This is a genomic window from Streptomyces umbrinus (genome assembly GCF_030817415.1).
In the GTDB taxonomy this organism is placed as follows: Bacteria; Actinomycetota; Actinomycetes; order Streptomycetales; family Streptomycetaceae; genus Streptomyces; species Streptomyces umbrinus_A.
In genome coordinates, this window is sequence record NZ_JAUSZI010000002.1 from 5,608,376 (window position 1) to 5,626,346 (window position 17,971).

Sequence of the window (17,971 nt, forward strand, 5' to 3'; positions counted from 1 at the left end):
TCTGCCTCCTAGTCGCAGAACTCCGCCTCGATCACCGCGTCGCTGTCCCCGGACCAGTCCCCGTTGAAGTTGAAGGCCAGCGAGTGACGGCCGTCCGCTGTAGTGACCGCCTCCGAAATCGAGCCGACGATGCCACCGTGATGCCCCCAGACCACGACACCGCAGCTCAGCCTGCGTTCGGCAAGGCCGAGGCCGTATCGGACGCCGGGGAGACCGGCGGCCTCGACGGTCGCCTTCATCTCGGCGAGCTGCGCCCTGGGCAGCAGCCCGCCGCGGAGCAGGGCGGAGTAGAAGCGGTTCAGGTCGCCGGCGTCGGAGATCATGTCGCCCCCGCCGCCGGCGAGCGTGGGGTTCAGTTCCGTGACGTCGTACGTCGGGCCGGTCGTGGACTCGGCGAGCTTCGCGTAGGTCCTGCTGCTCGGCCGGGGCATCTTCGGATCCGTACCGGGGACGGATGTGGCGTGCAGGCCGAGCGGTTCGATGATGCGGTGGCGGATCTCGTCCCCGTACGAGTTGCCCGTGGCCTTCTCGATCACCATCGCCGCCAGGGAGTAGTTGGTGTTCGAGTACATCCACGACTCGCCCGGCGTGAAGTACGGCTTGTTCGCCATGGCGTACTTCACGTGCCGGTCGAGGGTCACCGTGTCGTAGCGGTTCTCGAAGAAGCCGTCCTTGACGATGTACTTCCGTACGAACTCGCTGTCGTCGCGGTAGTTGAAGATGCCGCTGGTGTGGTTGAGGAGCCGACGGAGACTGATCCGGCGGCCGTCATGGCCGTTGCCCCGGACCACGCCGGGCAACCACTCGTCGACCTTGTCGTCCAGGGACAGCTCACCCTCCGCCTCCAGCTGGAGCAGCACCGTGGCAACGAACGTCTTGGTGACACTGCCGACGCGGTAGCGGTCATGGGCCGAGCGCGGCCGCTCCGTCCGGAGGTCGCCGACACCCGAAGCGCCCTTCCAGGTCCCGTACTTGTCCTTCGCCTGCCCGACCACACCAGGAACGCCGTCCTTCACGGCGGCATCCATCGCCTCCCGCGTCGCACTGTGATCTCCGGTGGCCGGGGCGGGTGCTGAAACAGAGGCCGGGCCGGCCACCGCGGATGCCATGAGCGATGTCGCGGTGAGCGCCACGGCTCCCACCAGTCCGAAACGCAGGAGGGTGCGGGATACTCTCATCGATCGGTACGTCCCTTCCGTCGAGGATCTGCAGAGGATCTTCAACGCAAGGGACACCGCGGCAGAGCGGGCGGGTTGCCTGCCCTGAGTCGGTTGAGCGCTTTTGAGCCCTTTCGTTCGGATCACGCCTGGGCCACGGGGTCCGGCACGCACATCTGCGCTTCCGCCGCGATTCCGCGAGGCATGCCCGCGCGTACACCTCCGTACCTACAGACAGGCCGTGAGACTCGGCCGCCTGCGGCAGCGCCTCCCCTCGGCCGCTTCTCCTCGGCCGGCTTCCCGAGTCTGCCCGTTCCGGCGCCACGCGCGCCCAGACGCCGCGCGGTCGGCGATGAACACCACCTCGTCGCCGTTTCCACTCAACCAAAAGCCCAGCTCAGACACTGTCTGAGCTGGGCTTGGAGTGGAGCCCCCTGTCGGATTCGAACCGACGACCTACGCATTACAAGTGCGGCGCTCTGGCCGAGCTGAGCTAAGGGGGCATCGCGCACTACAACGCCGTACGCGAAGGCGGCTCCACTGTACACAGACCCCCTCGACCCGATCCACGAAGTTGCCCTGTCAGGGGACCTCGAAAACCATGCGTAACCACCCGCGCACCCGTTCGTTGAACGGACTGACGTGCTGTTCCGAATATCGGACTGCGAGGGGGGCTCGTGGTGGAGTCGGCGGAGAAGCCGAAGGCGGTGAAGGGTGTCCGGGCCGAGCGCATCAAGCGTGAGGAGCTCGGCATCGAGGCCCGCCGCAAGCACGAGGGCCTCGATGCCGAGCTCCATTGAAGAGCCATGCCAAGGAGACCGGCGCCCACCATCGCGTCTACCGGTTCCGCTTCTATCCGACGGAGGCGCAGGCCGAGCAGTTGGGGAAGACGTTCGGTGCCTGTCGGTGGGTCTACAACGAGGGGCTGGCCCTGCGGTCGGGAGCCTGGGATCAGCACCGGGTGAACGTGGGTTTCGCGGAGACGTGTCGGGCGCTGACGGGTTGGAAGCAGGCCGAGGAGCGGGCGTGGCTCAAGGAGGTGTCCTCGACTGTGCTGCAGCAGGCCCTGCGGCATCTCGATCAGGCGTTCACGCGGTTCTTCAAGGGGGTGGCGAAGTATCCGAAGCGGAGGAAGAAGCAGCGATCGCGGGATGCGGCGACGTTTGTGCGTACGGGGTTCAGATGGGTCGAGGATCCTGAGCGGCTGGGAACGGGCCTGATCACGCTCGCCAAGCAGTCCGAGCCGTTGGACGTTCGCTGGTCCCGGCCGCTTCCTGCGGGGGCGGTTCCGGTCCGGTTGTCGGTGACGCGGGACCGGGCCGGTCGGTATTTCGTGTCCGCGCTCGTCGAGGAACGGATGACAGTGCTGCCTGCTGTCTTCCTGCCCGGTTCGCAGGAGCCGAAGGCGGTCGGGCTGGACCTGGGGCTGGCGTCCTTGGTGACGCTCGACGACGGTACGAAGCTGGATCATCCGCGGCTGTTGAAGCGGTACGCGGAGAAGTTGGCGCGGTTGCAGCGGGAGCTGCACAAGAAAGTGAGGGGTTCGAAGAACCGGGAGAAGGTCAGGCAGAAGATCGCGCGCCTCTACGCGCTCATCAGTGACGTACGCAGGGACATGCTGGACCAGTTCACGACCCGCCTCGTGCGCGAGAACCAAGTGCTCGTGGTGGAGGATCTGTCCATCGTGACCCTGTTGCGTCCGGCTCGTGGGAAGGGTCGTCGGCGGAAGGCGAAGCTGAGTCGGGCGATCATCGACGCCGGGTGGGGTGAGCTGTTGCGGCAGCTGCGGTACAAGTGCGAGTGGTACGGCCGGACGTTGGTGGTCGTCGACCGCTTCTTCCCCTCCACTCGGAGGTGCTCGGCATGTCATGTGAAGGGCCCGAAGCTGGATGTCTCCGTCCGGGAGTGGACATGTGCCGAGTGCGGTGCGGGGCACGACCGGGACGTGAACGCGGCGGCGAATCTGCGGGATGAGGGGATGCTCCTGTACTGGCTGGTTGCGCCCGCACTGCCTCCGGACCGGAAGCCTCCGGCCCTGATCAAGGCTTCGGAACTGGAGGAGTGCCTGCTGGCCGCGTAGTAGGGCCGGCGTGCGGTACGGACCGACGGGCCGTCGGCCGGAATGCCTGTGGAGCCTGCGTGAGACCGTGCGTGGCGACGGGGTGACCCGTTGTCCGTCGGCAGCGGCTGTGAAGCGGGAAGCCTCGGCAAGGTCAAAAGTGATCTGCTCTTCCACGATCGAAAATTTCCTCGAACTTCATCGCCCTCGGAGTACTGACAGAACGTGTGAACGCGAGGTAGCGTCCTGAACCAGTCCGCTCATGTGGACTACACCACTACGGACCGTTCCGTAGCGGTCACACCACCTTTACAACGGATCGTCCGGCACGTTCCTGCCGGTGAAGGGGGCCTACGACCCATGGCCACTGTCTCGTTCAACAAGGCGACCCGCATTTACCCGGGTGGCGACAAGCCCGCCGTCGACCAGCTCGAGCTCGACGTCGCGGATGGCGAGTTCCTCGTCCTCGTCGGTCCCTCCGGCTGCGGAAAGTCCACCTCCCTGCGGATGCTCGCGGGTCTCGAGGACGTGAACGCCGGCTCGATCCACATCGGTGACCGCGACGTCACGCACCTGCCGCCCAAGGACCGGGACATCGCCATGGTGTTCCAGAACTACGCGCTGTACCCGCACATGACGGTCGCCGACAACATGGGCTTCGCGCTCAAGATCGCCGGCATCAACAAGGCCGAGATCCGCCAGAAGGTCGAGGACGCGGCGAAGATCCTCGACCTCACCGACTACCTGGCCCGCAAGCCGAAGGCCCTCTCCGGTGGTCAGCGCCAGCGTGTCGCGATGGGTCGCGCCATCGTGCGTGAGCCCCAGGTGTTCCTCATGGACGAGCCGCTGTCGAACCTCGACGCCAAGCTCCGCGTCTCGACCCGTACGCAGATCGCGTCGCTGCAGCGCCGCCTCGGCATCACCACGGTGTACGTCACGCACGACCAGGTCGAGGCCATGACGATGGGCGACCGTGTCGCGGTCCTCAAGGACGGTCTGCTCCAGCAGGTCGACTCGCCGCGCAACATGTACGACCGCCCGAGCAACCTCTTCGTGGCCGGGTTCATCGGCTCCCCGGCGATGAACCTCGTCGAGGTCCCGATCACCGACGGCGGCGTGAAGTTCGGCAACAGCGTGGTGCCCGTCAACCGGGAGGCCCTCAAGACCGCCGCCGACAAGGGTGACACCACGGTCACCGTCGGTGTCCGTCCGGAGCACTTCGACATCGTCGAGCACAACGGTGCCGCGGCCGCCTCCCTGTCGAAGGACACCGAGGACGCCCCGGCGGGCCTCGCCGTCACGGTGAACGTCGTCGAGGAGCTCGGCGCCGACGGCTACGTCTACGGCAGCGCCAAGGTCGACGACGAGCTCAAGGACCTGGTCGTCCGCGTCAGCGGCCGCGCGGTCCCGGAGAAGGGCGCCACGCTGCACGTCGTGCCGCGTCCGGGCGAGACCCACGTGTTCTCGACGTCCACGGGCGAGCGTCTCTCCGACTGACCGAGTCGGTCGATCCGGCCGGGTCCGGCCCGGCCGATCCCGGAGATTTCACCCAGGTTGACGAAGAAGGCCCCGCAGGCTGCTGCGGGGCCTTCTTCGTTGTCGACAAATACCCCGGCAGAACGGGCATTTCGATACCCGTACGTCAACATCAAACTCGAACACGACGGTTTACCCGTCCCCCGAATTGATTACTAAATGTCGCCAAAACATCACCCCGCGCTACCCTCACTCGCGTGAAGCACTCCACTAACCACTCGACGCGACACGGCCGTGGTCCCGCCGGCCGACCGACCCGGCACGGCCGCGGTCCGGCCCGCCGGATCGGCCGTACTCTCGCCCTCGTTCTGCCCGTCGTCCTGGTGCTCTCCGGGACGCTCGCGGTCACCCGAGTCAACTGGTCGGGAAACAGTTCCTCGACATCGGTGCTCGCCGCATCCGCCGAGGACGTCTCCCGACGTGCCCCGTCCCGCGCCCCGCAGGACGTGCTGCGCGACAAGCTCCTCCTCGAACTCCAGGAGAAGAGCCCAGGAGTGGCCCTCACCCACCTCCAGGAGGCGGTGAACGGCCGTCCGTCGCTCGCCAAGCACTGCGCCTCCATCGCCCGCGCCCTGGGCCGCGCCGCCGTCCGCGCCTACGGCCCCACCCGAGCCCAGTCGTTCGCCCGCCCGGTCTGCGACACATCCTTCGCCACGGGCGTGGCAGCCCAGCACACCTGAGCCGCCCGGAGGGCCCGCGCCCCCGAAGGGGCGCGGGGAACTGCGCGACCAGCCCCCACGGCCCCGCAGGTGCCCACCCGTGCAGCCCACACGAGCCCTACCCGCCAAGCCCGCGGAGCGCGACGTACAGTTCGGGTCATGACCGATCCGAACGCCGCGTCGCGCCCCGTTCAAGCCGTCGTCCTGGCCGGCGGCCAGGGCTCCCGGCTGCGTCCCTACACCGACGACCGTCCCAAGCCGATGGTCGAGATTCCCGGCACCGGGACCCCGATCATCGGCCACCAGCTGGCCTGGCTCGCCGAGGAGGGCGTCACCGACGTCGTCGTCTCGTGCGGCCATCTCGCCGAGGTGCTCCAGCAGTGGCTGGACTCGGCCGACCTGCCCGTCTCCGTGACCACCGTGGTCGAGACGGAGCCCCTGGGCCGCGGCGGCGGCCTCAAGTTCGCCGCCAAGCACCTGCCCCACCCGGACCGCCCCTGGTACGCGACGAACGGCGACATCTGGACCCGTTTCTCGCTGCGTGAGATGGCGGACTTCCACACCGAGCGCGACGCGGTGGCCACCCTCGCGCTGGCCCGCCCCCGCATCCCGTGGGGCGCCGTCGAGACCGACGACTTCGGCCACATCACGGACTTCATCGAGTCCCCGCCGACCGCGTACGGCATCAACGCGGGTGTGTACGTCTTCTCCCCCGAGTTCGCCGCCCTGCTGCCCGACCTCGGCGACCACGAGCGCTCCACGTTCCCCCGCCTGGCCCGTGAGCGCCGTCTGGCCGGCTACCCGATCCCGCAGGGCGCGTACTGGCGCGCCATCGACACCGCGAAGGACCTCACCGAGGCCGCCAAGGAGCTGGCGGCGCTGGGGCGTTGAGGCACTTGCCCCGACCCGCAGGAGTGGCATGTACGACGATGGGGCCCGGCACCTGAGTGGTGCGGACCCCGTCGTCGTACGGTCCTGGGCCGCCGTACCGGCTTGGCCGTGCCGCCCTGTCGGCGGGCGGTGTCAGCCCAGCAGGCCGCCCACGAGCCCGGAGCCACCGCCGGAGCCGCCGCTGCCGCCCGTGCTCCCGCCGGAGCCGGAGCCGCCGCCGCTGCCGGAGCCGCCGCCCGAGCCCGTACCGCCGGTGGTGCCGCCCGAGGAGGACGGACCGGCGCTGGTGCTGGGGGCCTGCGGCGGGGCCGACTGCTGGGGCGGGGCCTGACCGGAGCCCTGCGTCTGGCTGGGCTGCCCGGCACCGGCGCCCGCTGTCTCGCGGGCCGCGCCCGGTGTGGTCGCGGCGCCCGAGGGACTCGCGGAAGTGGCGCCCTGGGTGGGCGAGTTGGCCGCCGAGGGGCTCTCCTTGTGCCGGCGCTGGCCGGGCTCCTCCGGGAGCGGGGAGCCGGGCAGTTCGTTGCGCGGGGCCTCGCCGGGTCCGGGGACGACCACGCGGTCGGCGTCACGGACGGCGCCGCCGAGCAACGAGCCGATGAGCAGGGTGAGTCCGACGACGATGGTCGTGACGAGCGCGCCCCGGCGCAGCACGCGGCTGCGCAGCTCCCAGATGTCGGCGCGCGGTCCGAGCGTGCGCCAGGCCTCGCCGGCGAGGCGGCCGTCGATGGAGTAGACGGGGGCGCCCGCGATGATCAGCGGGGACCAGGCGGCGAGGTAGATGATGTCCGGTGCGTCGTAGGCGGGGACGGACTTCCAGCTGACGGTGAGGAGCAGCGCCGCCGACAGCAGCGCGCCGACGACCGCGGCGACCCGCTGCCACAGGCCGAGCACGGTGAGGACGCCGACGATGACCTGGAAGAAGGCGATGAGGAGTCCGGCACCGACGGGGTGTTCGAGGGCGAACTGGCGCAGTGGCTCGGCGAGTTCCCAGGGGTGCAGGGAGTTGAGCCACTTGACCATGGAGCCGCGCTTGCCGCCGTCGAAGTAGACGGGGTCGCAGAGCTTGCCCATGCCGGCATAGATGGAGATGAAGCCGAGGAAGACGCGCAGCGGGAGCAGGACGACGCCGAGGTTCATCCGGCGGCCGGGGTAGTACCCGTGGCGCACGGGGGCGGCGCCGTGCCGCTTGAGCGCGCCGTCGTCCTCGTCCCGGTACTCGTCGGCGTCGTAGGAGTCGTCGTCCTCGAACTCGCCGTCCGCGTACGGGCGTTCGTCGATCTCCTCGTACGCGCTGCCCGCGCTGCGCATCTGCGGCAGCAGGCGGGTCTCGGGGCCGCGGACGGTCGGTGTCTCGACGGTGGCGTCGACGTCGAACCCGGGGGGTCCGCCCTCGCCGACGCGCGGGATGACCTGGGTCGCACCGCCGTCGTCGGCGGGCGCCTCGGCGCCGTGCCGCAGACTCGTGCTCCGCACCGCCTGCAACAGCCGGGTGGCGCCGGTGTCGTCGGGGGCGGACTTCCCGCTCCAGACGACGGGCGCGCGGCGGCGGGTGCCTGCGGTGGTTCCGACGACGGGGATGCGCGCGGTGTCCTCGCCCGAGCTCAAGTGCCGCGCGGCGCGCGGGGACTGGGCCCGCGGGGCGGCGTTCAGCTGCACGCGGAAGCTCGCATGATTGACGATGACCTGCGCCGGATCGCTCGGCACCTTCACCATGCTCAGCGCGGGAGCGTCGTCGAATCCCAACGAGCGGTCCCCCGTGGGTGTGCGGGGTGTTCTGGTGTCCACACTCATCTAACCGAGTGACGTGTGTTTAGGACACTGCTTTGACCGCCCCGATCTGTCCGGACCCCGTCAAGATCAACGAGCCGCGCCCCGCAAGGGGCGCGGGGAACTGCGCGACCAGCCCCCACGCACCCGCGGATCAATTCAACCGGGCGTCAGCCACACCGATTCAGGCCCGGCGCCGAGCCGCCTCGTACAGCACAACTCCCGCAGCCACACCCGCGTTCAGCGACTCCGTGCCACCCGGCATAGGAATCCGCACCCTGAAGTCACAGGTCTCACCGACGAGTCGGGAAAGCCCCTTGCCCTCGCTGCCGACGACGATGACGACGGGCCCTCCGAGGGCCTCCAGGTCACCGACCTCGGCCTCCCCGTCCGCGGCGAGTCCGACCACGACGAGGCCGGCCTTCTTGTAGGCCTCAAGGGCCCGCGTCAGGTTGGACGCACGGGCGACCGGCGTACGGGCGGCGGCACCCGCGGACGTCTTCCACGCACCGGCGGTCATCCCGGCCGCACGGCGCTCGGGCACGACGACACCGTGACCGCCGAACGCGGAGACGGACCGGACGACGGCACCGAGGTTGCGCGGGTCGGTCACGCCGTCGAGCGCGACGATCAGCGGGTCCACACCCTCGTCGTACGCGGCGGCCGCGAGGTCCTCCGGGTGCGCGTACTCGTACGGCGGGACCTGGAGGACGAGCCCCTGGTGGTTGAGGCCGTTGGTCATGCGGTCGAGCTCGGGGCGCGGGGCCTCCATGAGGTGGATGCCGCCGCGGTCCGCGGCGAGCTGGAGCGCCTCGCGCACCCGCTCGTCGTTGTCGATGAACTGCTGGACGTAGAGCATCGACGCCGGGACGCCCTCGCGCAGCGCCTCGACGACGGAGTTGCGCCCGACGACCATCTCGGACGTGCCCTTGCCGCCCCGGCCGCCGCGCGGCGACGGGCGGCGCACGGTCTGCTTCGCGTTGGCCTTGGCGACGGCGCCGGCGATGCGGTTCTTCTTGTGACCCTTGCGCGCTTCGGCGGGCGGGGTCGGACCCTTGCCTTCCAGGCCCCGGCGTCGCTGGCCGCCACTGCCGACCTGCGCGCCCTTCTTGCCGGACATGCGGCGGTTGTTAGCGGCCATGACCTACCTGTCTGTGTGAGGGCGTACATGCGTACGTCTGTGGTGTACGTGTCTGTGAAATGCCGTGCGTCTACGAGTGTGCCGCCCGGACACCCGAGCGGCACAATCGATCAAGGAAACGGTCAGCGCGGGCCGAGTGTCCAGCGCGGTCCCTGGGGGCCGTCCTCGATCACGAGCCCGGACTGGTTGAGCTGGTCACGGATGGCGTCGGCGGTGGCCCAGTCCTTGCGGGTGCGGGCGGACTCGCGCTGCTGCAGCACCAGCCGTACGAGCGTGTCGACGACTCCGTGCAGATCCTCGCCGCGGTCGCTCTCGCCCGCCCAGTGCGGGTCGAGCGGGTCGAGACCGAGGACGCCGAGCATGGCGCGGACCTCGGCCAGCCGTGCGACCGCGGCCTCCTTGTCGTCGGCGGCCAGTGCGCTGTTGCCCTGGCGGACCGTGGTGTGCACGACGGCGAGGGCCTGGGGGACGCCCAGGTCGTCGTCCATCGCCTCGGCGAAGGCCGGCGGGACCTCGGCCGCGGGCTCGACGGCTCCGGCCTTCTCCACCACCCGCTGCACGAAGCCCTCGATCCGCGCGAACGCGGACTCGGCCTCGCGCAGTGCTTCCTCGCTGTACTCGATGGTGGAGCGGTAGTGCGGGGTGCCGAGGTAGTAGCGCAGCACGATGGGCCGCCACGCCTTGAGCATCTCGCTGACGAGTACGGAGTTGCCGAGCGACTTGGACATCTTGTCGCCGCTCATGGTGACCCACGAGTTGTGCACCCAGTAGTGCGCGAACTCGTCGCCGAAGCCCCTGGCCTGGGCGATCTCGTTCTCGTGGTGCGGGAAGATCAGGTCGATGCCGCCGCCGTGGATGTCGAAGGCGGGGCCCAGGTACTTGTGGGCCATGGCGCTGCACTCCAGGTGCCAGCCGGGCCGGCCCCGGCCCCAGGGCGTCTCCCAGCTGGGCTCGCCGGGCTTGACGGCCTTCCACATGGCGAAGTCCCGCGGGTCCCGCTTCCCGGTCTCGCCTTCCCCGGCGGGCTGGCGCAGCTCGTCCAGGTCCTGGTTGGACAGCGAGAGATAGCCGGGCAGGGAGCGCACGTCGAAGTACACGTTCCCCTCGGCCTCGTACGCGTGCCCGCGCTCGATGAGCGTGCGCATCATCTCGACCATCTCGGTGATGTGGCCGGTCGCGCGCGGCTCGTACGTCGGCGGGAGGCAGCCCAGTGCCGTGTAGCCGTCGTTGAACGCGCGCTCGTTCTCGTAACCGATCGACCACCACGGCCTGTTCTGCTCGGCGGCCTTCCAGATGATCTTGTCGTCGATGTCGGTGACATTCCGGATGAACGTCACGTCGTAGCCGCGGTGCTCGAACCAGCGGCGCATGATGTCGAAGTTGAGGCCGGACCTGATGTGCCCGATGTGCGGGGCCGCCTGCACGGTGGCGCCACAGAGGTAGATCGAGACACAACCCGGCGTGATCGGGGTGAAGTCACGGATCTGCCGGGCGCTGGTGTCGTACAGGCGAATAGTCACCCCTCCAGGGTAGTGGGCGACGACCAGTGCCCCGAGACCCTTCCGACACATGGCTCACGATTCGTGACGTCCGCTCCGCGGGCGCCCGCCCAGTCTTTTTCTCGCCCCCGCCGCCCCTTCCCGTCCCGTCCTTCTGGGGCTCCGCCCCAGACCCCGTCGTCGGGTGCGGGTGGGTGGGGGCTGGTCGCGCAGTTCCCCGCGCCCCTGAGGTTTTTCAGCCTCTCCGGCGTTTGAGGAGCGGGGGTTCGGGGGCGGAGCCCCCGAGTAAGTCACCCCACCCGAGCCACCAACGCCGTGGCCACCGCCATCAGCCCCTCGTCCCGCCCGGGGAAGCCGAGGCCGTCCGTGGTCGCGCCGGACACCGACACCGGCGCCCCAACCGCCTCCGAAAGAATCTTCTGCGCCTCGTCACGGCGCTTGCCGATCTTGGGGCGAGGACCGACGACCTGCACGGCCACGTTGCCGATGGTGAAACCCCCGGCGCGAACGATCCGCGCCGCCTCCGTCAACAGCACAACCCCCGAAGCCCCGGCCCACTCGGCCCGCCCGGTCCCGAAGTGCTGCCCGAGATCCCCCATCCCGGCCGCGGAGAAGAGCGCGTTGCAGGCGGCATGCGCGACGACATCCGCGTCGGAGTGCCCGGCCAGCCCCGGCCCCTCCCCCTCCCACTTCAACCCCGCGCACCACAGCTCACGCCCTTCCTCGAAGGCGTGGATGTCGGTGCCGATACCGACGAGCGGCAGCACGGGCCCCTGAAATCCCTCGGAACCCCCGGACCCCTCAGAAGCCATCGTTCAACCTCCGCCGCGCCAGAACGGCCTCCGCCAACACCAGGTCCAGGGGACGCGTCACCTTGAACGCCTCCTCGTGCCCGGGCACGACAACCACCCCGAAGCCCGAGCTGCTCGACCATGCTCGCGTCGTCCGTGACGTTCTCGGTCACGGTCTCGTGCGCACGCACGAGCGTGTCGCGGTCGAACCCCTGCGGAGTCTGCACGGCCCGCAGCCGCGCCCGCTCCGGTGTGGCGACAACCGGCTCGGGCTCCCCGGGCGCCGCGGGCTCGACCTGCTTGACGGTGTCCGCGAGCGGCAGCGCGGGCACGACGGCGGGAGCCCCCTCCCGTACGGCCTCGATCACGGCATCGACCGTGTCCACGGGCACCAGCGGACGTGCGGCGTCGTGCACGAGCACGATGTCGATCCCGGGCGGCAGCGCGTCGAGCCCTATCCGTACGGACTCCTGCCGGCTGTCTCCCCCGGGGACGACGAGGAAGTCGGTCCGCTCGGGCAGGGCGTGCGCGTCGAGAAGCGTCTTCACCTCGGCGGCTCCGTCGGGCGGAGCCACGACGACGACGAGGGAGACGGCACGGGACGCGGCCATGGCGCGTACCGCGTGGATGAGCATGGGGGTGCCGTTCAGCGCGCGTAGCGCTTTGGGGGCGCCCGGACCAAGGCGTACGCCCCGGCCGGCGGCCGGAATCACGGCCGCCGTACGGGCCCCGGAAGGCGAAGGGCGCGAATCGTCAGACATCGGTTCCTGTCAGGTTTGTGTGCTCGGCCGACGTGGGTATGGCCTGGGCGTGGTACCCCCGACCGAAGGTTGGGGGAGTGCCGGGCGCGACGCCTTGACCGGACCCTTCCGTGACATTCGGTCGAGCCGCTGCCCGGGCCCGGCACGCCAAGTATCGGGGCCGTGAATGTTCGTCGAGAAATGATCGGCATGAATGTTCGGGGGCACCGAGAGCAAGGTATCCGGGCACGAACATGCCGCAGCGCCCGGCGACAATGGATACGTCATCGGGCACCGCGGCATTTCATTGCGCCGAACCGCTCGTTTCGCCTCTGGTCAGAAAGCGATCAGAGCGCAGACGGGCGTCAGGACGCGAGGACCTCGTCGAGCAGTGCCTCGGCCTTGTCCTCGTTCGTGTTCTCCGCGAGGGCGAGCTCGCTCACCAGGATCTGGCGGGCCTTGGCGAGCATGCGCTTCTCGCCGGCGGAGAGTCCACGCTCGCGCTCACGACGCCACAGGTCACGGACCACTTCCGCAACCTTGATGACATCGCCGGAGGCGAGCTTCTCGAGATTTGCCTTGTAACGACGCGACCAGTTCGTGGGCTCCTCGGCATACGGCGCGCGCAGTACCTCGAAGACCCGGTCCAGCCCGTCCTGACCGACCACATCACGTACGCCGACGAACTCCGCATTGTCCGCTGGCACACGCACCGTCAGGTCGCCCTGGGCGACCTTCAGCACCAAGTAGGTCTTGTCCACGCCTTTGATCTGGCGAGTTTCGATGGCCTCGATCAGCGCGGCCCCGTGATGGGGATAGACCACGGTGTCGCCAACCTTGAACGTCATGTGACAGGTACCCCTTCCGTGGCTATCCAGGGTAACACGGAAACCGCGTGTTCTGAATGGCGTTTTCGCAGGTCAGGGCATATCTCGGGGCTTGACAATCGCGACATGAACGTGCTGCGGAGGGGTAGCGGAGGACGGTATTCGCAGGTCGGAGCGGCTCTCCACACGAAGGGAAACGCGCACGTTACAACACGCCGGGACCCCGCTCACGTGCCTGAACGTCCAGATTTGTCGGGTTCCGAGAGCTCACGTTCCGCTACTCCGTTCGGTGAGCGGAGTCCCGTACGAGGGGAATCCGGAATTGATCACGGCGGCCGAAGGCGCGTCGGAGATCGGCCCGAGAGCCGACCCGAGATCGACGGAAGATCAACCGGGCATCGGCCGAAGATCGATTTCCGGGATCGCCGTGCATTCCTTACGTGATTTCCGCAAGAGCCGGACGGGGGGCTTACCGATGCTTCTTATGTGAATGGCAGACCAATGTGCGCCCAATGGAACCGCCGAGTGTGTTGAGCGGCCAGTGACGGGCCCAGTGACAAGGGAGGCTCGACCGGGCCGGAGCGCACCCACCGGCCGCTAGAGGCGGGTCGGGTGCGGTGGCGCGGGAACGGCTCGGTAACCTAAGGCCGCTGACAGACCCTTAGGGCGGCTTTATGCAGGAGCCGCTCTGCTTCGCCCACGTTCAAGGAGTTGCCGCCGCCGTGAGCAGCAGCCTTCGACGCGGCGGACTCGCCGCCGCCGCCATCGCGTTCTCGGTCGCCTCGCTCGCCGCGTGCGGAGCCGGCAACAAGGCCCAGACGCTGGAGATCAAGCCGGACAACGCCGCCACCAGCGTCGGTGACATCCAGATCCAGAGTGCCGTCGTCGTCACCCAGCCCGAGCTGGAGTCGACCGGCCCCGCCGTCGTCTCAGCGACCCTCTTCAACGAGGGCCCCACCGCCCAGACGCTCGACTCCATCGCCGTGGAGGGCATCTCCAAGCCCGCCACGATCAAGCCCGCCAAGGGTTCGGGGGCGCTGACCATCCCGGCCGGCGGTTCGGTGATCCTCGGCGGCAAGGGCAACGCCTCCGCCGTACTGGAGAGCAGCCGTGAGGCCTTCGACGACGGCGACGCCCAGCCGGTCACCTTCACCTTCAGCAAGACCGGTGACGTGACGCTGAAGGCGTTCGTCGTGCCCGCCGAGAGCTACTTCTCCAAGTGGGGCCCGACCGAGATCCCGACGACGCCGTCCGCGAAGCCCTCCGGTTCGGGCTCACCGTCCGGCTCGGCGAGCGGGTCGCCCTCGGGCTCCCCGTCCGGGTCCGCGTCGGGCGCGACCGGCGAGGCGGGCTCCGAGCCCTCCGACACCGCGGCCTCGTCGAGCGCGACGGCCTCGGAGTCGGCCGCGGGCCACTGACACCCGTACGACGAAAGGGCGGGCCCCTGTGGAGGGGCCCGCCCTTTCGCCGTACTCGAACTCTCCGCGGCGTCGGTCTCCCGACGTCTCCCAAGCGGTTTACGGCTCGAACTTGTACCCGAGGCCGCGGACCGTGACCAGGTAGCGAGGCGCACCGGGGTCGGGCTCGATCTTGGCGCGCAGGCGCTTGACGTGGACGTCGAGGGTCTTGGTGTCGCCCACGTAGTCGGCGCCCCAGACCCGGTCGATGAGCTGCATACGGGTCAGTACGCGGCCCGCGTTGCGCAGCAGCATCTCCAGGAGGTCGAACTCCTTGAGAGGCAGGTCGACCTTGGAGCCGGAGACGGTGACCACGTGGCGGTCCACGTCCATACGGACCGGACCGGCCTCCAGGGCCGCCGGGGTGACCTCCTCGGGCTCGCCGCGGCGGCGCAGGACGGCCCGGATACGGGCCACCAGCTCGCGGGACGAGAAGGGCTTGGTGACATAGTCATCGGCTCCTATTTCGAGCCCCACGACCTTGTCGATCTCGCTGTCCTTGGCGGTGACCATGATCACCGGGACGTTCGATCGGCTGCGCAGCTGGCGGCACACCTCGGTGCCGGGCAGTCCGGGCAGCATCAGGTCGAGGAGGACGAGGTCGGCGCCGTTGCGCTCGAACTCGTCGAGTCCGTCGGGTCCGGTGGTCGCGATGGCGACCTCGAAGCCCTCCTTGCGGAGCATGTAGGACAGAGCGTCGCTGAAGGACTCCTCGTCCTCGACGACGAGCACTCGGGTCACGGAAGGACCTCCGGGGCAGAAAACGGTTCGTACGGGGATGAGACGGTGGTCGTCCCGTCGGTCTGACCGGTCTCGTCGTCTTCGTCGAGTCCGGGTGTCTGGTCGTCGGTCGCGCGGTCGCGGGCCGCGCCCGCCTCCGGCAGCCTCAGGGTGAAGGTGGAGCCCTGACCCTCGGAGCTCCACACCGTGACCTCCCCGCTGTGCGAGGCCGCCACGTGCTTGACGATCGCGAGCCCCAGCCCCGTACCGCCGGTTGCGCGGGAGCGGGCCGGGTCGACGCGGTAGAAGCGCTCGAAGATGCGCTCCTTGTCCTTGTCGGAGATGCCGATGCCCTGGTCGGTCACGGCGATCTCGATGAGGTCTCCGCCGGGCGCGGTCACCCGGCGCGCGGCTATGCCGACCCGGGTGCGGGCCGGCGAGTAGTTGACGGCGTTCTCCACGAGGTTGCCCAGCGCGGCGGCCAGCTGACCCCGGTTGCCCCAGATACTCAGGTCGGCGGTACCGCCCGCGGCCATGGTGATCTGCTTCGCGCCGGCCTGGTGGCGGCAGCGGTCGATCGCCTCGGCGACCAGCTCGTCGATGCGGACGGGCTCGGCGTCCTCCAGCGGGTCGTCGTTCTGGACCCGGGAGAGGTCGATGAGCTCCTGGACGAGGTTGGTGAGGCGGGTCGCCTCTATCTGCATCCGCCCGGCGAAGCGTTCGACCGCCTCCGGGTCGTCGGAGGCGCCCATGACCGCTTCGGAGAGCAGCGAGAGCGCGCCGACGGGGGTCTTGAGCTCATGGCTGACGTTGGCGACGAAGTCGCGTCGTACGGCCTCGATGCGGCGGGCCTCGGTGAGGTCCTCGACGAGGAGCAGTACGAGCCGGGAGCCGAGCGGCGCCACCCGGGCGGACACGGCGAGTGCCTCGCCGCGGCCGGTGCCTCGCCGGGGCAGGTCCAGCTCGACCTGCCGTATCTCCCCGTCCCTGCGGGTGTCCCGCGCCATCTGGAGCATCGGCTCGACGGCCAGTTTTCCGCCCCGGACAAGACCGAGGGCGTACGCTGCCGAGCTGGCCTTGACCACGGCGTCGGCCTCGTCGAGGACGACCGCGGAGGAGCGGAGCACGGACAGGACCGTGTCCACGCCCGGCGGAAGCACCGGGTCCGTGTGCAGGGAGGTGCGGGTGGGGCGTTTCTGTTCCCGCTCGCTCCAGCGGAACGCCAGCATGGCGATGACACCGGTGAGTACACCGGCGATCGCTGCCGCTGCGGCGACCGCCGCGTTCACGTCCATGGCTCCAGGTTAGGCACGCTGTACGCCCCGGTCACAGCCGTCCGAGGGTGGACTCGAACACTCGTCGCCCAGAGTTCACTCTGGGGACCATGCTGGTTCACTTCGTACGAGCGGGATGCGCGACCCTCCCACCAGGGAGAAGAGGCGGTGTCGCCCAGAGTTCACCTTGGGGCCAGTGATGGTTCATTTGAGGGGGCGGAAAGCGACGCGTTCAGGCCGGACCGTGGGAGCGTGGGGTTCGAGAGCCCCCTGAACCCCCCGAATGCAGACGTAGAGAGGGACATCCTGATGCGGGACGCGTACCACGAGGAACTTGACTCGATCGGCGAGGGCCTGGTCGAGATGGCCCGTCTCGTCGGCTCGGCGATCGGTCGCGCGACGACGGCGATCCTCGACTCCGACCTGAAGCTGGCGGAGAGCGTGATCGCCGCCGACCAGAAGGTCGACGATCTCCAGCACGACCTGGAGGCGCGGGCGATAGCCCTGCTGGCCCGGCAGCAGCCGGTGGCCACCGACCTGCGGATCGTCGTCACCTCGCTCCGTATGTCCGCCGACCTGGAGCGCTCCGGCGACCTCGCCCAGCATGTGGCGAAGCTCGCACGGCTCCGCTTCCCGGAGCGCGCGATCCCGCACGACCTGCACGCCACGATCCTGGAGATGGGCCAGCTCGCGCAGCGTCTGATGGCGAAGGCCGCGGAGGTCATCATCACCAAGGACGTCGACCTCGCGCTGCAGCTGGAGCAGGACGACGACGCGATGGACCTCCTCCACCGCACCCTCTTCCAGCACCTGCTGGACGACCGGTGGAAGCACGGCATCGAGACGGCCGTGGACGTGACGCTGCTCGGCCGTTACTACGAGCGCTTCGCCGACCACGCGGTGTCCGTGGCCAACCGCGTGGTGTACCTGGTGACGGGCGAGCACGTGGACGAGATCCAGGGCACGCCGCAGGTGGAAGGGGCGTAGGCCCCCGGCGGTGGAGCAGGCGCCTATGGGGGCGGGGCATGAGGTGCATGGGCGGGTGCGGGTCGACCGTGGCTTGTCGCGCCCACGCGGCGGAGCCGCACATTGATACAGCCCCGCGCCCCTGGCGGTGTGCGCTGGGTGCATCGAATCGGTGCGGGGGCGCGCGAGCCTCTGTGCGCCGTTGATGCGCCCGACCGGGTGGGCATGCAATGGGTGTAGGCACAAGCCTTCGAGGAGGGACCCATGGCCGAATCCCCCACCACGCCCGACCCGACCCAGGAGCGCGAGACCGAGCAGCCCGCCGAGATCAAGAGCCTGCCGCTCTTCGGCGCCTGCGGCTGCGGCTCGGGCTGCGGCTGCGGGTGCCAGTCCGGCAATCCGTGCCAGTGCGGCTGATCGCGCCGGGGCGGTGACGCGCCGGCGCCGCTGATCACGTACGACGTATGACTGCGAACGGGCCCCACTT

Annotated in this window: 16 protein-coding genes, 1 tRNA gene and 1 pseudogene; 8 read left to right on the plus strand and 10 right to left on the minus strand. The window is 69.4% G+C overall.

Translation table 11 applies throughout. From position 1 onward, the window contains the following. Positions 1–8: 8 nt before the first annotated feature. Both QF035_RS24405 and QF035_RS24410 read right to left on the minus strand, forming a co-directional pair. The gene (locus QF035_RS24405; protein WP_307522688.1) at positions 9–1,178 is read right to left on the minus strand and encodes a serine hydrolase domain-containing protein; all 1,170 of its coding nucleotides are present in this window, start codon (positions 1,176–1,178) and stop codon (positions 9–11) included. 404 nt (positions 1,179–1,582) lie between these two features. Then, a tRNA-Thr gene (locus QF035_RS24410) sits at positions 1,583–1,660 on the minus strand. A 174-nt stretch (positions 1,661–1,834) separates the two neighbouring features. Between QF035_RS24410 and QF035_RS24415 the strand changes: the two genes are divergently transcribed. From QF035_RS24415 to QF035_RS24435, 5 genes are all read left to right on the plus strand, one after another. After that, entirely contained in the window at positions 1,835–1,957 is a 123-nt protein-coding gene (locus tag QF035_RS24415; RefSeq protein ID WP_307522689.1) for a hypothetical protein, read from the plus strand. Next, positions 1,954–3,237 carry an RNA-guided endonuclease InsQ/TnpB family protein gene (locus QF035_RS24420; RefSeq protein WP_307522690.1) on the plus strand — a complete coding sequence of 428 codons (1,284 nt, stop codon included), beginning with the start codon at positions 1,954–1,956 and terminating at the stop codon, positions 3,235–3,237. The genes QF035_RS24415 and QF035_RS24420 overlap by 4 nt, the downstream gene beginning before the upstream one ends. Positions 3,238–3,576: 339 nt before the next feature. After that, the gene (locus tag QF035_RS24425; protein ID WP_307522691.1) at positions 3,577–4,713 is read left to right on the plus strand and encodes an ABC transporter ATP-binding protein; all 1,137 of its coding nucleotides are present in this window, start codon (positions 3,577–3,579) and stop codon (positions 4,711–4,713) included. Between the two features lie 236 nt (positions 4,714–4,949). Next, positions 4,950–5,432: a hypothetical protein gene (locus QF035_RS24430; protein WP_307522693.1), complete on the plus strand. Its 483-nt coding sequence runs from the start codon at positions 4,950–4,952 to the stop codon at positions 5,430–5,432. A gap of 138 nt (positions 5,433–5,570) precedes the next feature. Further along, a complete protein-coding gene (locus QF035_RS24435) occupies positions 5,571–6,302 on the plus strand; it encodes a nucleotidyltransferase family protein (protein WP_055612808.1) in 732 nt (243 codons plus the stop codon). A 132-nt stretch (positions 6,303–6,434) separates the two neighbouring features. Here the strand turns inward: QF035_RS24435 and QF035_RS24440 are convergent, their stop codons facing one another. The 6 genes and pseudogenes from QF035_RS24440 to QF035_RS24470 form a co-directional block, all read right to left on the minus strand. Next, the gene (locus QF035_RS24440; protein ID WP_307522694.1) at positions 6,435–8,093 is read right to left on the minus strand and encodes a DoxX family protein; all 1,659 of its coding nucleotides are present in this window, start codon (positions 8,091–8,093) and stop codon (positions 6,435–6,437) included. 160 nt (positions 8,094–8,253) lie between these two features. Then, on the minus strand, positions 8,254–9,210 hold the full coding sequence (gene rlmB, locus QF035_RS24445) for a 23S rRNA (guanosine(2251)-2'-O)-methyltransferase RlmB (protein ID WP_307522695.1): 957 nt from the start codon (positions 9,208–9,210) through the stop codon (positions 8,254–8,256). Positions 9,211–9,332: 122 nt separating this feature from the next. After that, entirely contained in the window at positions 9,333–10,730 is a 1,398-nt protein-coding gene (gene cysS, locus QF035_RS24450; RefSeq protein ID WP_269648694.1) for a cysteine--tRNA ligase, read from the minus strand. 269 nt (positions 10,731–10,999) lie between these two features. Further along, on the minus strand, positions 11,000–11,521 hold the full coding sequence (gene ispF / locus QF035_RS24455; protein ID WP_373466711.1) for a 2-C-methyl-D-erythritol 2,4-cyclodiphosphate synthase: 522 nt from the start codon (positions 11,519–11,521) through the stop codon (positions 11,000–11,002). Then, a pseudogene (ispD, locus tag QF035_RS24465) lies at positions 11,511–12,261 on the minus strand (2-C-methyl-D-erythritol 4-phosphate cytidylyltransferase). Before ispD ends, ispF begins: the two are co-directional and overlap by 11 nt. A 344-nt stretch (positions 12,262–12,605) precedes the next feature. Next, positions 12,606–13,088, minus strand: a complete 483-nt coding sequence (locus QF035_RS24470; protein WP_003953493.1) for a CarD family transcriptional regulator — start codon at positions 13,086–13,088, stop codon at positions 12,606–12,608. 701 nt (positions 13,089–13,789) lie between these two features. Between QF035_RS24470 and QF035_RS24475 the strand changes: the two genes are divergently transcribed. Then, a complete protein-coding gene (locus tag QF035_RS24475; protein ID WP_307522696.1) occupies positions 13,790–14,485 on the plus strand; it encodes a DUF461 domain-containing protein in 696 nt (231 codons plus the stop codon). Between the two features lie 99 nt (positions 14,486–14,584). Here the strand turns inward: QF035_RS24475 and QF035_RS24480 are convergent, their stop codons facing one another. Further along, on the minus strand, positions 14,585–15,265 hold the full coding sequence (locus QF035_RS24480; RefSeq protein WP_033322296.1) for a response regulator transcription factor: 681 nt from the start codon (positions 15,263–15,265) through the stop codon (positions 14,585–14,587). Continuing rightward, the gene (locus tag QF035_RS24485; protein WP_143639563.1) at positions 15,262–16,539 is read right to left on the minus strand and encodes a sensor histidine kinase; all 1,278 of its coding nucleotides are present in this window, start codon (positions 16,537–16,539) and stop codon (positions 15,262–15,264) included. The genes QF035_RS24480 and QF035_RS24485 overlap by 4 nt, the downstream gene beginning before the upstream one ends. Positions 16,540–16,827: 288 nt before the next feature. On the opposite strand from QF035_RS24485, the gene phoU reads away from it, so the two are divergent. Together phoU and QF035_RS24495 are read left to right on the plus strand one after the other, a co-directional pair. After that, positions 16,828–17,505 carry a phosphate signaling complex protein PhoU gene (gene phoU / locus QF035_RS24490; RefSeq protein WP_307522698.1) on the plus strand — a complete coding sequence of 226 codons (678 nt, stop codon included), beginning with the start codon at positions 16,828–16,830 and terminating at the stop codon, positions 17,503–17,505. Between the two features lie 243 nt (positions 17,506–17,748). After that, on the plus strand, positions 17,749–17,901 hold the full coding sequence (locus tag QF035_RS24495) for a hypothetical protein (RefSeq protein WP_186001259.1): 153 nt from the start codon (positions 17,749–17,751) through the stop codon (positions 17,899–17,901). The last annotated feature ends 70 nt before the right edge of the window (positions 17,902–17,971 follow it).